The following is a 13959-nucleotide window of genomic DNA, read 5'->3' as shown; positions in this document are numbered from 1 at the left end:
AGTGGCGCTAGCCACTCGAATGGGTGGAGGCAGAGTTGGCGCTCGAAGATGTCGCGCGTCCGAGCGCTGGTGCTCGCGCCATGGTCATGACCATCGCGGCGGTGCCGTTGCTGTTCGTGATCGGTGGACTGGCCATCCGTTATGCGGCTTTTGCTTCGGTGTCGGAGGAAACAGGTTTCGCGGCCTATGCCCGCGCGCTGTGCCGGTGGGATTGCGCCTGGTACATTGGCATCAGCGAACAGGGCTATGAGCGTTTTCCCATTCCAAACCACAGCAATGTCGGTCGCTGGAGCTTCTTCCCGCTCTATCCGATGCTGGTGGCGGCGATCCGATTTGTTTTCGCATACCCTACGATACTGATCGCGACGGTCACCTCGATTGCGTGCAGCTACGCCGCCTGTCTGGTGGCGTGGCCGCTGCTCGAGAAGAACATGCGTGCCTATATACTGTATTGCGCGTTTCTGCTCAGCGGGCCGTTCTCGTTTCACTTCACGACCTTCCTGAGCGAACCGCTTTTCGTGCTGCTGACCTCGTGCGTTTTTCTGGCGCTCAAGCGCTCCAGCTATCTCGCCGCGGGCGCTTCATCGGCGCTGCTGTCGGCGACCAGGCTGGTCGGAGTCTTCGTCGTCTTTGCAACCGTCATTCAAATGTTCAGCGAGCACCGCCGGCAGGGCGGATCGGCGCTGTCTTTCCCACGCTGGCTGCTTGGCCGACCGGACCTGCTGGTCGCTGTCCTCATCTCGCCGGCCGGTTTGTTCGCTTACATCCTGTTCCTTTACCTCACCGTCGGAGACGGCTTTGCATTCCTGCACATCCAGCGCGCGTTCGGACGGGTGGCGGGCAATCCGCTGGTCTTCCTGTGGGACGGGCTCTCAGCTGTCCCGACCACCGGATGGCTGCCCACGGCGCCGCAATGGAGCGCGCTAGCCGCGATCGCCGGGCTGGCGCTGTCGGCCGGTCTGGCGGCTCGCAGGCAATATGGCGCGGCACTGTTCTGCGCGCTCTGCATCATCCTGCCGCTGATCACCAACCTGGCCTCGATGGTCAGATATGTGATTGGGCTTGCGCCTCTGACAATGTTGCTCGTCGTCCTGTTGTCGTCGTCGAGGCTCCTTTGGCTCGCGGCTTTGGTTCTCTTCCTTGGCGCCTGTTATTTCATGACTGTGGCGTGGATCGGAGGCTATCTTGCCCTGGTCTGACATTCCGGCCCCGTATCGGCGCGCCGCCTCGCTTGGCGGCTACGCGCTTGCGGCAGTTCTGGCCGGGTCCGAGGTCGTCATCCTGGCGCTTGCTCTCAATCCGAACGTCAACGCCGATTACCGCGCCTTTTACATCGATCAGACAACGACCTGCCTCAATCGCGATGCGACCGGCAGCTACACACTTGGCCAGACGGTGTCGTTCCGGAGCGACGGCGCCAAACGGGCAGCCAGCATAAAGGTCTGCGGCTGGTCGGGGTCGGCAGGCGACGGCACCCATTCGCTAGGCGAGACCTCGCGGCTTCGCGTGAAGATACCGCCGCTCCGCGACAGCCTGATGGCCACGCTGCAAATGGCCGCCGTCATTCGTCCACCGCAGATCACGCAAGGGGTGGTGATCTCGGTGAACGGTGTTCGGGTGCATGCGGAGACGCTGTCTGGCAAAGAACCACGAACGGTCTCGTTCGTCGTTCCACCGGCGGCTCTCGGCAAGGCCGATACACTCGAAATCGCCTTCGACTATCTCGACGGCATTCCGCCGACTCCGGCCGCCAGCAACATCTACAAGCGCTCCATCAAGCTGGTGTCTTTGCGGCTGGATGCCATTTGATCACGCTCAACGGCCTGCAGTCCATGCGTCTCATGACGCGCGAGCATTGCCGTGCGCTGGCGACCGGTACAGGGCCGCACGGTACCAGCTGCGCCCGAGCGCGCCTTAGCGAAAGGTCTCCGGCCCGGGGCGCGCCATGGCCTGCTCGCGCGGCGTTTTGTCTGCGGCCGCCATGATCAAGCTGGCAAAACGGGTGAGATCCACATTGCCGCCACTGACGATGACTCCGATGCGCTGGCCGCGCAGGCTTTGCGATTCCCTGCGAACCGCCGCCGCTGCAAGGCAGCCGGTGGGTTCGACCACGATTTTCATGCGCTCGGCGAAAAAATGCATCATTTCGATGAGCTCGTCGTCGCTGACCGTGGTGATAGCGGCAACCTTGTCGCGGATGACAGGAAAATTATGCGCGCCCAGATGGGTGACGACCGCGCCATCGGCGATGGATTTCGGCACTTCGATGGTGACGACCTCACCCCGGGCGAGGGATTGCTGACCATCATTGCCGGCCTCCGGTTCAACCCCGACGACCCGGCAGGCGGGCGCGCATTCCGCCGCCGCCAGTGCGGCGCCGGCGAGCAGGCCGCCACCGCCAAGGCAGACATAAAGGGCATCGAGAGAGCCGGCCTCCTGGATAAGTTCAAGTGTCGCCGTCCCTTGCCCGGCAATCACATCGGGGTGGTCATAGGGTGGAATGAGGGCGGCTCCCCGCTCGGCGGCGATCCTGCCGCCAATCTCTTCGCGGTTCTCGCTGTAGCGGTCGTAGAATATCACTTCGGCGCCATAGCCGTGGGTGGCACGCACCTTCAGCTCGGGCGCATCCCTGGGCATGATGATGACTGCCTTCACGCCCTTGATCGCGGCCGCATAGGCCAGCGCCTGCGCATGATTGCCCGAAGAATAGGCCACCACCCCGCGCGCCCGCGCCGAAATATCCAAGGCCAGAAGCGCGTTCATGGCGCCGCGGAACTTGAACGCGCCGCCACGCTGGAAGTTTTCGCACTTGAAGAACACCTCGGCGCCGGTCAGCTCGTTGAAGGTGCGCGAGGTCAGCACCGGCGTCCGGTGGGCCAATCCGGCGAGGCGCGCCGCGGCGGTCAGAACATCGTCGAATGTCGGGATATTGAGGGGCATTGCGGGTCGCCTTCTTCACTTTGCCGATGGTGGGCTGGGCCGATGGTGGGCTGGCTGATGGTGGGTTGGCTTATCTGCGAGAATACGTGTTTGCGCGAACCGGCGATCGCATTCGATGGGAAGCTCGGCGCAACATTCGCCCGAATGGCGGGCGACAAACCGCAGGAAATGCGGCTCGTTAGCCAACACCGCTGTCTTCCCCTGAGAACCGCTGGCTAGAATGAGGGAAAGCCGGGGAGATGTCATGTCCGTCACCGCAGACGAGTCGCAGCTGGTGCTGCTTGCGGGCGATCAGGTCGCGCCGCTGTTGGAGCCGGATGCCGTCCTCGATGCCGTGCGGCGGTCCTTCGAGCTTCACAGTGCGCGCGAAGGCAGGGTCTTTCCGCTTGTGCGCGAGAAGCTGCATACCGGCGGCATTTTCGGCATCAAGTCGGGCGACGTGCCGAAAGCCGATCTTCTGGGCTTCAAGGCAGCGGGCTTCTGGCCAGCCAACCGCGACGCCGGCAAGGAGCCGCATCAGGCGACCATCGTGCTTTTCGACCCGCATACCGGGCGTCCCTTGTGCATCATCGACGGGAACGCCATCACCACCTTGCGCACAGGGGCGGCTGGCGCCATTGGCCTGACCCTGCTGGCCCGCCCCGAAAGCCGGTCGATCTGCATTTTCGGCACCGGCACCCAGGGCCGGATCCAGCTGCGCCTGGCCCTGCGTGCGATGCCTGGGCTTGACACCATCCAATACCTGACGGCGGACGGCCGCCCCGACGCGGCGTTCGAGGCGGCATTCGAGGATTTCGCGCCGGCCCATTCGAACCAAGCCGCCAAAGCTGTCGGCTCGAGCGATATCATTATCACCGCGACCCCCGGCAGCGGGCCGCTGTTTCCGCCAGAAGCGGTGCGGCCCGGCACGCACATCAACGCCGTGGGTGCCGATACGCAAGGCAAGCGGGAACTGCCCGACGGCCTGCTTCGCCGGGTACGGCTCTTTGCCGACGACTGCGAGCAATCGGCCGCTGTCGGCGAAGGCCAGTGGGACACCGGCTGCCGGGCAATCGAAATCGGCGATCTTCTGACCGGAAAAAGTCCGTTCACGCGCGATGCCGCCGACATCACGGTCTTCGATATGACCGGGCTCGCGCTGCAGGATCTGACGGTCGCGGATATGCTCTGGCGACAGGCCAGGAGCCGGGGCACGGGAACGCGCGTGCCATGGCGCTGGTAGGCCGGGCCGAAGTGACCGACGGCGACGGAACAAAGCTCGAGACGCGATCGTCGTTGCGCACGGATCAGTCAATCAGCTCGCCCCGAAGGGTCCACTCAAGAAGATCTTCGTCATCGCTGAGAACTGACCACAGCTTCCTCTGTTCGAAAGGAACGAACTGCCACGCCGGACTATGGCGGACATGCGCCGTGGACGCGGTGAAGCTATGTGCCTGAAGCGCGCCTGTATGTATTGGATGCCGGAAGAGGGTGCGGCGGCGGCGACCGCATCGGCGAGAGCGGTCATCAAACGGTCCAGATCGCGCCTGAGCCCGTAGGTAACGATCGCTCAGCGCCCCATGCTGTCGCCAGCGGTCGATCGCATCAGAAGGCGCCGACTTCCATTTTGGATCTATCCGCGAAGCGTGACAGGCGGAATGGCGTCGGATCGACGCTTGCCGCGTCACCGGCGACCAGATCCGCCGCCAGATGGCCAATGCCGGGGCCGGCGCCGAAGCCGTGTCCGGAACAGCCTGCGGCGACGAACGCTCCGCCGATGCTGTCCACCGCCGAAATCACAGGCACTGCGTCCGGTGTGAAGTCGATATACCCGCCCCAGGAGGACACGATGCCGGCATCGGCAATGGCGGGGAACAGGGCCTTTATCTGCGTCATGATGCTTGCCGCCATCCGCTTGTCCGGAGCGGGATCGAGGACGCGGATGCGCTCAAACGGGGTCGGCCTGTCGAGACGCCAGCGACCGAGTGTTTCCGGGCCTGCGAAGAACGAGCGGCCTATGCCGATCTCGACGGCCTTCAGCCGTTTGATGAACATCGGCAGAAACGGGCGGGCAAAGCGGATCCCCTGCGGCGTGATCTCGAGCGTCGCCCTGCCGCTGGCGGCTATCGTGTAGCTGCCGTCGATCCGGCGCGTCAGGGCACCGTCAGAGGTAAAGATTGCCCCGCCAAGATCCGGTGCAGGACCGGTCCGCAAGGTGGTCTGACGGACGCTGGCCTGCGGCAGCGAAACCGCATGCATGCGCAGGAAAGCAGAAGCCCAGGCGCCGGCGGCGCACAGCACCGCGCTGGTGCGGATCAGGCCTTTCTCGGTGACGACGCCGCTCACTTGCCCATTGGTGATATCCAGGCCGCGTGCCGCGCAGTTCTGATGAATGGTCGCGCCACGCTTGCGGGCGCCCTCGGCGATCCGCGGGGCGGCCAGCCAGGGCTCGGCCTTGCCATCGTCTGCCGCGTGGACGCCGCCCAGCCATTTGCGGCCGCCAGCCGCGGGAACGGCGGCAGTGGCCTCCTCGGCCGTAAGCATCCGCGTCTTGACGTCGAACCGCCGTGCAACCGCGCGCCACTTGTCCCATTCGGCGAGCTGCTTTGGATCGTCCGTCGCATAGATGAGCCCGCAACGGCGGAAGCCAAGGTCGTGCCCGATCTCTTCGGTCAGCTCTTCCCACAGCCGCAGCGCCAGATTGGCAAGCGGCAATTCACGTGCATCGCGGTTCTGCCGGCGGCACCAGCCCCAGTTCCGGCTCGACTGTTCGCAGCCGACATAGCCCTTTTCGATCAGCGCCACCGACAGGCCGCGCCGCGCCAGGGAATAGGCCGCGCTGGCGCCGACAATCCCGCCGCCGATCACCACGACGTCCGCTGACCTGGGCAACGTTTCATCGCTGCTGATGTGGTGGATTAAAGGGGACATGGCGGCCTCGGCAATCAATGATAGCTCGCAGTATCGGCGACCGGCGCCGTAGAATGCACTGACTGCAGCGGCATTTTGGCATTTTGCACCGAATCTCGCCGGCATTCGGCGGGTGGCGCGGAAGAGGCGGTTCTATCGTCCTGTCAGTCTTCCCACTCCAACAGTCCTGGTGCTCATGAACACCCAGTCCGTCACATTCGAACCTTTTGAAGCGCACCATCTTGAGGAAGCGACGGACCTGTCGCGAGCGGCCGGCTGGCCGCACCGGAAGGAAGGCTGGGCCATGATCTGGTCCCTGAGCGAAGGTCAGGTCGCGTTGGATGGCGGCAGGGTGGTGGGAACCGCCTTCATGACCCCTTTCGGAAGAACCTGCGCAACTCTCAACACCATCATCGTCGCTGAGGCAATGCGTGGTCGCGGGCTGGGACGGCGGCTGACCACCACCGCGCTCGAGCAGGCCGGCGACCGCGAGTGCCGCCTTACCGCCACGGCCGACGGACTGCCTCTTTATGAAAAGCTGGGTTTTGTCGCGACGCACGATGTTCGGCAGCACCAGGGCACCGTCGGGCAGATCAGTGCGCCTCCGGCCGTGGAATGGATCGGGTCCGAGCACCTTCCGACACTCACCGTGCTCGATCGCGCCGCCTTCGGTGCGGATCGCGCCGCGCTCATGAACGCGTTGGCGGGCGAGGGACGGTTTGCGGCCATCACCAACGAGGACGGCATCGAGGCCTTCGCGGCCGTGAGGGCATTCGGCAGGGGCGAGGTCGTCGGACCGGTCGTGGCGGAGGATCGCGATCAGGCGAGAGCCCTGATCGCGTTCATTCTCTCGGGAATGCAGGGCCGCTTCGTGCGCATCGACATCCCTGAAGACGCCGGCCTTTCACCTTGGCTCGAAGAATTGGGGCTCGCCCATGTGGGCGGGCCGCTTGCCATGCTTCGGGGCGCAAGCAATATCCCGGGTTCCACGAACCCACGCATCTTTGCCCTGGTCAGCCAGGCCCTCGGCTGAGGCGAACTCAGAAGGCCATGGATCAGGTGGAGCGGTCGCCGTGCTCGCCGGGTCCTCGCTGCGCAAAAACCCATCGGTCGAGCATGAGAAGATTGACCGCCGGAACAAGCAGGCATGTAACCAGAATGGCAATGATCGGCGGCAGGCCGAGTTTCGCCGTCAAGAGCGCCGGCGCTGCGTAAGCCACGGCAAAGCCTGTCGCCGTCAGCAGGAGAAAACGCGCGGCTTCCGATCGATGCGGTCCATTCGACATGAAGGTTACCGATTTATGGGCGAAATATGAAAACACGGCAGCCGCGGCGTAAGCCGCGAGCGACGCCTGGACCGGCGAAAGGCCGATCCATTTCGATTCGACCAAACCGATAGCCAGGGCAGCATACAGGATTGTCGCGGCGATGCCGACCAACCCGAAGCGCGCCAGCAGCTTCAGCCCGGCACCGGCAGTCGAACGGTCCTCAGACATGCGCGCTGCACGCATACTGGGCCCCGAGCGGCAGAGGCGCGAGCAGGCGCTCGAGTCGTCTGGCGAAGGACCTGGCCGACGGCAGCAGCAGGAAGTGCTCGGATCGGATATCCTGAAAACCCGTCTCCTGAAAAAGCGATCTTGCTTTGGCGGCGTTGAGCAGGACCGCGTCCTGGTCGAACGGACACCGCAACACCGCGAGACGCGTCAGCGGATTATAAGGGTTGTGCTCGATGATGCAGGCGACGCCGCCCGGCCGCACGACGCGCCGCATTTCCCGGAAGAAATCGAGCCAGGAGGCGGGCGGAACGTGATGGACGACGCAACTGGCGAAAGCCAGATCGAACGCGCCGTCGCCATAAGGCAGGCGCGGCGTCGTGCAGGCCCTGTAGGTCACACACGGATTGTCCTGGCCGGCGCGCAGGATCGATTGTTCCGAGACGTCGCAGCCATCCAGGCTCTCGAACGCGCCTTCGAGATAAGGGTGGAGCGACCCGACGCCGCAGCCGATATCCAGCGCCCGCACCCCGCCCTGTCGAAGCCCACGCTCGATGGCGAGACGCCGCAGCAGGTCGGCCTTGGCGATCAGAAAAAAGTCGTGCCTGAGTCCGGAAAACCGGATGGATCCTGCGACCGCCTCGCCATAGTTCGATTTATAGCTGTCGAAGAGTTCGGCCATCAGCCGAGGCTCCGTTCCTGGGTTTTCGAAACGGTCGACGGCTCTCACTGGCGGCACGCATCGCCTTGTCGAAGCCGGCGACCCGATCGATCACGTAAAGCGGACGGCGTTTCACCTCGGCGTGGATGCCGCCGACATAGAGCCCAACCACGCCGGTCATGAAAAGATTGATGCCGCAAAGCAGCGACACGATCACCACGGTGGATGTCCAGCCGGCAATGATGCCGGTTTCAAAAATCCAGGCGAAGATGGCGTAAATGCCGAACAACACCGCAAGCGCGGAGATCGCCAATCCGCCCCACAGCGCCATGCGCAGCGGCTTCTCGGAGAAGCTTACGATGCCGTGAACGGCAAGGTGCATCATCTTCCAGAATGGGTATTTGGTCTGGCCGAGGGTCCGCGCCGGGCGTTCGAAAGGCACCGCCGTCTGCTTGAACCCCATCCAGGCGAACATGCCCCTGACGAAACGGTCGTGTTCGGGCATTTGCTTGAAGGTTTCCAGAGCCTTGCGCCCGACCAGGCGAAAATCGCCGACGTCGCGGGGGATGTCGACCGACGTCATCTTCTCCAGCAGGCGGTAGAAGAGACTCGCCGTCAGGCGCTTGAACCAGGATTCGCCCTCACGCTTGACACGGCGGGCATAGACGATCTCGAAGCCTTCCTTCCACTTCGCCACCAGATCGAGGACCACCTCCGGCGGGTCTTGCAGGTCGGCATCCATGACGATGACGGCATCACCCGCAGCCGCATCCATGCCGGCGGTGATGGCGACCTGATGGCCGAAATTGCGGGAAAGCTCGATCAGCCGGAAGCGCGGCTCGACGGCGACGACGTTGCGAAGGTATTCGACGCTCCCATCGAGGCTGCCGTCATCGACGAAGATCGCCTCAGTCTCGCCGTCCAGCCGGCCGATCAGCGAACGGATCCGCTCGATCAGTCGCGGCAGCACCTGTTCTTCATTGTATATGGGAAGGACCAGCGAGTACCGCGGCGGCGACACGTTCACCGCAGTCCTGATGCTTTGGATCACAGGGTCTCGCATGCCATTGAAAATGGAACGAAAGCTACAAAGTTCCAAGGACATACAAGAAATCGCTAAATTTAGCGGTTTCGGCCAGGTGCCGATCATGCGTGGAAAGGAACACAGGCGTTACCGCAATCGAACGTCCACTTGTGGTCGGAGCACGGCGTCAATGGGCTATCGCCCCTCCCAAACCGCCGCGAAGCAACCTTTGAGGACCCGCTTCGATCATGCCGCCCAAAACCGGGTGTCTGCTGGCCGATCTACCCCGCTTGCCACTTCTGCCATTGCACAAGCCACATCAGAACAATAGATGGTGCGGAGCGGCCGCCCCTTATGTCAGGCGGAAAAACAGGACTATGCGCATGACCGATACGCTGGACTCAGCGAAATTGACCGACCGGGTCGCGGCCCTGGTCGAGGCTGCCAAACGGGCCGGCGCCGACGCCGCCGACGCGGTTGCGGTGCGCGGCCGTTCGACCGGCGTGTCGGTGCGGCTTGGCAAGGTCGAGGGCACCGAGGCGTCCGAGAGCGAGGATGTCTCGCTGCGCGTCTTCGTCGGCAAGCGGGTGACGAGCGTCTCGGCAACCGCTGCCTCCGATCCGAAAGCGCTAGCCGAGCGCGCCGTGGCAATGGCGAAAGTCTCGCCGGAAGATCCCTATCAGGGCCTCGCCGATCCGGCCTTGCTGGTCAAGAAGCCGCGCGACCTCGATCTGTTCGATCCGACGGAAGTCTCGGCCGACCAGTTGAAGGAAGCGGCGCTGGCCGCGGAAGCGGCGGCCCTTGCCGTCAAGGGCGTTACCAATTCGGCCGGCAGCGGCGCCAGCGCCGGGCTTGGCGGGCTGGTGCTCGCCACCTCGCACGGCTTTGTCGGCCACTATGTCGCCTCGCGCTTTTCGCGCTCGACCAGCGTCATCGCCGGCGAGGGCACCGGCATGGAGCGCGACTATGAATACTCCTCGCGCCAGCATTTCTCCGATCTCGACGCGCCCGAGGACATCGGCCGCAAGGCCGGCGAACGCGCGGCGCGGCGCATCGGCGCGCGCAAGGCGGCGACCGGGCCGGTCGATGTGGTGTTCGACCCGCGCGTCGCCCGCGGCATTGCCGGCCATCTCGCCGGCGCCATCAATGGCGCCTCCGTCGCGCGCAAGACCAGCTTTCTGCGCGATATGATGGGCAAGCAGGTGGCGGCGGCCGCGATCACCGTCACCGACGAGCCGCTCCGGCTCCGTGGCCAGGCGTCGCGTCCGTTCGACGGCGAAGGCATCGAGGGTGAAAAGCTGCTTATGGTTGAGAAGGGCGTTTTGAACCACTGGTTCCTGTCGACCTCAGTCGCGCGGGAATTGGGGCTGACCACCAACGGGCGCGGCTCGCGCAACGGCTCCTCGGTCTCGCCGTCATCGACCAATCTTGCCATCGAGCCGGGCGACCGGACGCCCGAGGACCTCATCAAGTCGCTCAAATCAGGTTTTTACGTCACCGAAGTGTTCGGCCAGGGCGTCGACATGGTGACTGGCGAGTACAGTCGCGGCGCTTCCGGCTTCTGGATCGAGAATGGCGAGCTCGCCTATCCGGTTGCGGAAGTGACCATCGCCTCGAACCTGAAGACGATGTTCCTCAACATGGTTCCGGCGAGCGATCTCGATCGCAATTTCGGCACCGCCGCACCAACGCTGCTGATCGAAGGCATGACCCTTGCCGGAGCTTGACCAGGTCGCCTCCGCCGCCGGGGCTCGTGAGGATCTGCCGCTGCTGCGCGACGCTGCCCGCGAGGCGGGCGCCATCGCCATGCGCTATTTCGGCAACAATCCGCAAGTGTGGATGAAGGGCGGCACCTCACCGGTGAGCGAGGCCGATCACGCCGCCGACGCCTTTCTGCGTCAAACCTTGCTTGCAGCGCGGCCGGACTATGGCTGGCTGTCGGAGGAGACGGCCGACGATCCGGCAAGGCTTGCCGCCCGCCGCACCTTCGTCGTCGATCCGATCGACGGCACGCGCGGCTTCCTCGAAGGCCTGCGCTCCTGGTGCGTCAGCGTCGCGGTGGTCGAGGACGGCCGCACGCTTGCCGGCGTGCTCGAATGTCCCGCCACGGAGGAGACCTATTGGGCGCTGCCCGGTGAGGGGGCATTCCTGAATGGCCGGCGCATTGCCGTGCGCCGCCCGGCAGCGATGGTCGAAATTGGCGGGCCGAAGCCATTGATCGCCCTGATGCCGGCGCAATGGCAGGGCCGGCTGAGCCGCGTGCCCTATATTCCCTCGCTCGCCTACCGGCTGGCGATGGTCGCCAATGGCCGGCTCGACGCGACATTCGTCAAACCCAGCGCACATGACTGGGACATCGCCGCGGCGGATCTCATCCTGCGCGAGGCCGGCGGCGCGTTGCTCGACCAGAAGGGCCGCGCACCGCGCTATGCCGGCGAAGTGATCCAGCACGGCGCGCTGGTCGCCGGCAGCGGCGAACTGCTCGCCGTCCTCTCCGCCGTCGTCGCAGGGCTGGACGATTGAACATGTCATCAATGGTTCCAAAGTCGGCGGCTTTGGTCTAGACCTGTCACAAACTCACGATATGTGAAGGACCGACATGACCGCGGAAGACGGCAAGAAGCAGCTTTTGCACCTGGTGTTCGGCGGCGAACTGAAGACGCTTGGCGGAACAGAATTCCGTGATCTCGAGACGCTCGATATCGTCGGCATCTATCCGGATTATCAATCCGCGCAAACGGCGTGGAAAGCCAAGGCCCAAGCCAGCGTGGACAATGCCCACATGCGTTATTTCGTCGTTCACCTGCACCGGTTGCTCGACCCCGAAAACAAGCCTGCCGGTTGACATGGATGGATCATGAAGGCGTGAAACGGCCGGCCACGAGGTCCGCGGCAAGGCGGCGTCGCGGTGGCACCCCCAAGACATTCTGGCGCAAGATACGCGAACCGCTGGCGCAATCGCGATTCGTCAAGAACGCCATCGCCAGCCTGTTTGCGCAGTTCGTTCGCCTTGTCCGCCTGACCAACCGTGCTGTCGACGGATCGGCGCAGATGTCGGGCGGCGCCTATTCGCAGTTCGAACCCGCCATCATCGCCCTGTGGCACGGCCAGCATCTTCTGACACCGGCCTACTATCCCGGGGGACGGCCAGTGGTCGCCATGGTGTCGCGTAGCGCCGACGCCGAGCTCAACGCTCTGATGATCGAGAAATTCGGGATCGAGGCGGTGCGCGGCTCGGGTGGACGCGAAGGCTCGAAGCGTCGCGACAAGGGCGGCGCCAAAGCGCTGATCGCCCTGAAAAAGTCACTCGCCACCGGCAAGAACGTCGCCATGATCGCTGACATTCCGCATGGCACGCCGCGCGACGCCGGGCTTGGCATCGTTCTCCTGGCGCGGCTTTCGGGCCGGCCGATCCTGCCCGCCGCCATCGCCACCAGCCGCCGCAAGGTGCTGGAGCGCAGCTGGGACAAGACCACGATCAATCTGCCGTTCGGCCGCTCCTCGATCGTGCTTGGAGCGCCGGTGTTCGTTCCGGCCAATGCCGACGAGGCTGAAATGGAACGCAAGCGCCAGGAGGTCACGGCCGCGCTCAACGCCGCGACCGCCGAGGCCTACCGCCTCGTGGATGGCCCAAAATGAGCGAGCGCTGGGCGCGCACTTTCCTGACCGCGTATCGTTTCGCAGGCGCAGCCGCCTATCCCCTGGTCGGGCCCTATGTCGCCTGGCGCACCTCCAGAGGCAAGGAGGATCGAATTCGCCGGCGCGAGCGCTATGGCATCGCCGGGCGCGAGCGCCCCGAAGGGCCGCTGATCTGGATCCATGCGGCGAGCGTCGGCGAGATGATCGCCGTCGTGCCGCTGGTCGAGAGCATCCTCGATTACGGTGTCAACATCGTCCTGACGACGGGGACCGTCACCTCCGCTCAGGTTGCCGAGGAACGGCTCGGCGACCGCATCATCCACCAATACGTGCCGCTCGACCTCAAGCCGGCGGTCAGCCGCTTCCTCGACCATTGGCGGCCGGATCTGGCGATCATCGCCGAATCGGAGATCTGGCCGATGACCATCCTCGAGCTCGGCGCACGCCGTGTGCCGCAGGTGCTGGTCAATGGCAGGCTGTCGGACCGTTCGTACAAATCCTGGAAGAAGCGCGCCAACATCGCCGAGGCGCTGTTCGAGAATCTCGCCCATGTTGTCGCCCAGTCGGATGTCGACGGCGAGCGCTTCCTCTCGCTCGGCGCCCGGCCGGTCACGGTATCCGGCAATCTCAAGGTCGACACCACGCCGCCGCCGGCCGATGAAAGGGCGCTGTACACGCTGAAGCGCCAGATCGGCGCCCGCCCGACCTGGGCGGCGATCTCGACCCACGACGGCGAGGAGGCGGTCGCCGCCGAGGTTCACGCGATGCTGCACAAGCGGCACCACGGTCTTTTGACGATCGTCGTGCCGCGCCATCCCGATCGCGCCGAGGCGCTTGCCGCGCAGATTTCCGGCATGGGCCTGAAACTCGCTCGGCGCAGCAAGGGCGACCGGATCATCGCCGATACGGACATTCTGCTCGGCGACACGATGGGCGAGATGGGGCTTTATCTCCGGCTGACAGAGATCGCCTTCGTTGGCCGTTCGCTCACCTCGGAGGGTGGCCAGAACCCGCTGGAGCCGGCCATGCTCGACACGGCGGTGCTGGCCGGCCGCAACGTCCAGAATTTTCGCGAGACCTATCAGCGCCTGCTCGACAGCGGCGGCGCCAAGCTGGTGCGCGACCGCGACATGCTGGCCGGCGCCGTCAATTTCCTGTTGACCAACGAGGTGGCTCGCCACGAGATGATGGCCGCCGGTGCGGCGACTGTCGAAGAGATGCGCGGCGCCCTGGCGCTCACCTTGAAGTCGCTCGAACCCTACATTCAGCCTTTGGTCGTCAAATCGCGCCTCAAGGGCGCCAACGGCCGTTAA

Annotated in this window: 14 protein-coding genes; 9 read left to right on the top strand and 5 right to left on the bottom strand. The window is 64.6% G+C overall.

The window, feature by feature from the left end:
- Positions 1 to 35: 35 nt before the first annotated feature.
- Together AC0L3H_RS29370 and AC0L3H_RS29365 are read left to right on the top strand one after the other, a co-directional pair.
- Positions 36 to 1199 (top strand): hypothetical protein, encoded by a 1164-nt coding sequence (locus tag AC0L3H_RS29370; protein WP_473587802.1) that lies wholly within the window; start codon positions 36 to 38, stop codon positions 1197 to 1199.
- Positions 1186 to 1809 (top strand): hypothetical protein, encoded by a 624-nt coding sequence (locus AC0L3H_RS29365; RefSeq protein ID WP_473587801.1) that lies wholly within the window; start codon positions 1186 to 1188, stop codon positions 1807 to 1809. The genes AC0L3H_RS29370 and AC0L3H_RS29365 overlap by 14 nt, the downstream gene beginning before the upstream one ends.
- A 105-nt stretch (positions 1810 to 1914) precedes the next feature.
- Here AC0L3H_RS29365 and AC0L3H_RS29360 read toward each other — a convergent pair whose 3' ends face one another.
- Positions 1915 to 2940, bottom strand: a complete 1026-nt coding sequence (locus AC0L3H_RS29360) for a threo-3-hydroxy-L-aspartate ammonia-lyase (RefSeq protein ID WP_473587800.1) — start codon at positions 2938 to 2940, stop codon at positions 1915 to 1917.
- Between the two features lie 244 nt (positions 2941 to 3184).
- On the opposite strand from AC0L3H_RS29360, the gene AC0L3H_RS29355 reads away from it, so the two are divergent.
- Positions 3185 to 4162: an ornithine cyclodeaminase family protein gene (locus AC0L3H_RS29355; protein ID WP_473587799.1), complete on the top strand. Its 978-nt coding sequence runs from the start codon at positions 3185 to 3187 to the stop codon at positions 4160 to 4162.
- 362 nt (positions 4163 to 4524) lie between these two features.
- Here AC0L3H_RS29355 and AC0L3H_RS29350 read toward each other — a convergent pair whose 3' ends face one another.
- Complete coding sequence (locus AC0L3H_RS29350; RefSeq protein ID WP_473587798.1) at positions 4525 to 5850, bottom strand: NAD(P)/FAD-dependent oxidoreductase; 1326 nt, start codon at positions 5848 to 5850, stop codon at positions 4525 to 4527.
- A gap of 175 nt (positions 5851 to 6025) precedes the next feature.
- Here AC0L3H_RS29350 and AC0L3H_RS29345 point away from each other — a divergent pair, with 175 nt between their 5' ends.
- The gene (locus AC0L3H_RS29345) at positions 6026 to 6862 is read left to right on the top strand and encodes a GNAT family N-acetyltransferase (RefSeq protein WP_473587797.1); all 837 of its coding nucleotides are present in this window, start codon (positions 6026 to 6028) and stop codon (positions 6860 to 6862) included.
- Positions 6863 to 6884: 22 nt separating this feature from the next.
- Here AC0L3H_RS29345 and AC0L3H_RS29340 read toward each other — a convergent pair whose 3' ends face one another.
- The 3 genes from AC0L3H_RS29340 to AC0L3H_RS29330 are packed head-to-tail and all read right to left on the bottom strand — an operon-like array spanning position 6885 to position 9034.
- Positions 6885 to 7325, bottom strand: a complete 441-nt coding sequence (locus AC0L3H_RS29340) for a GtrA family protein (protein ID WP_473587796.1) — start codon at positions 7323 to 7325, stop codon at positions 6885 to 6887.
- Positions 7318 to 8004 carry a class I SAM-dependent methyltransferase gene (locus AC0L3H_RS29335; RefSeq protein ID WP_473494978.1) on the bottom strand — a complete coding sequence of 229 codons (687 nt, stop codon included), beginning with the start codon at positions 8002 to 8004 and terminating at the stop codon, positions 7318 to 7320. The genes AC0L3H_RS29340 and AC0L3H_RS29335 overlap by 8 nt, the downstream gene beginning before the upstream one ends.
- Entirely contained in the window at positions 7979 to 9034 is a 1056-nt protein-coding gene (locus AC0L3H_RS29330) for a glycosyltransferase family 2 protein (protein ID WP_473587795.1), read from the bottom strand. Before AC0L3H_RS29330 ends, AC0L3H_RS29335 begins: the two co-directional genes overlap by 26 nt.
- Positions 9035 to 9390: 356 nt before the next feature.
- Here AC0L3H_RS29330 and AC0L3H_RS29325 point away from each other — a divergent pair, with 356 nt between their 5' ends.
- The 5 genes from AC0L3H_RS29325 (at position 9391) to waaA (ending at position 13959) form a co-directional block, all read left to right on the top strand.
- Positions 9391 to 10734: a TldD/PmbA family protein gene (locus AC0L3H_RS29325; protein ID WP_473587794.1), complete on the top strand. Its 1344-nt coding sequence runs from the start codon at positions 9391 to 9393 to the stop codon at positions 10732 to 10734.
- Entirely contained in the window at positions 10721 to 11530 is an 810-nt protein-coding gene (locus AC0L3H_RS29320) for a 3'(2'),5'-bisphosphate nucleotidase CysQ (protein ID WP_473587793.1), read from the top strand. The genes AC0L3H_RS29325 and AC0L3H_RS29320 overlap by 14 nt, the downstream gene beginning before the upstream one ends.
- Before the next feature lie 76 nt (positions 11531 to 11606).
- Complete coding sequence (locus tag AC0L3H_RS29315; protein WP_023802307.1) at positions 11607 to 11852, top strand: DUF4170 domain-containing protein; 246 nt, start codon at positions 11607 to 11609, stop codon at positions 11850 to 11852.
- Between the two features lie 5 nt (positions 11853 to 11857).
- Positions 11858 to 12646, top strand: coding sequence for a lysophospholipid acyltransferase family protein (locus AC0L3H_RS29310; RefSeq protein ID WP_473587792.1), 789 nt, complete (start codon positions 11858 to 11860; stop codon positions 12644 to 12646).
- A complete protein-coding gene (gene waaA / locus AC0L3H_RS29305) occupies positions 12643 to 13959 on the top strand; it encodes a lipid IV(A) 3-deoxy-D-manno-octulosonic acid transferase (protein ID WP_473587791.1) in 1317 nt (438 codons plus the stop codon). The genes AC0L3H_RS29310 and waaA overlap by 4 nt, the downstream gene beginning before the upstream one ends.

It is taken from the genome of Mesorhizobium sp. WSM4816, assembly GCF_055811535.1.
Note: the sequence above shows the minus strand (reverse complement) of the source record. Positions and strands in the feature narration are given on the sequence as shown.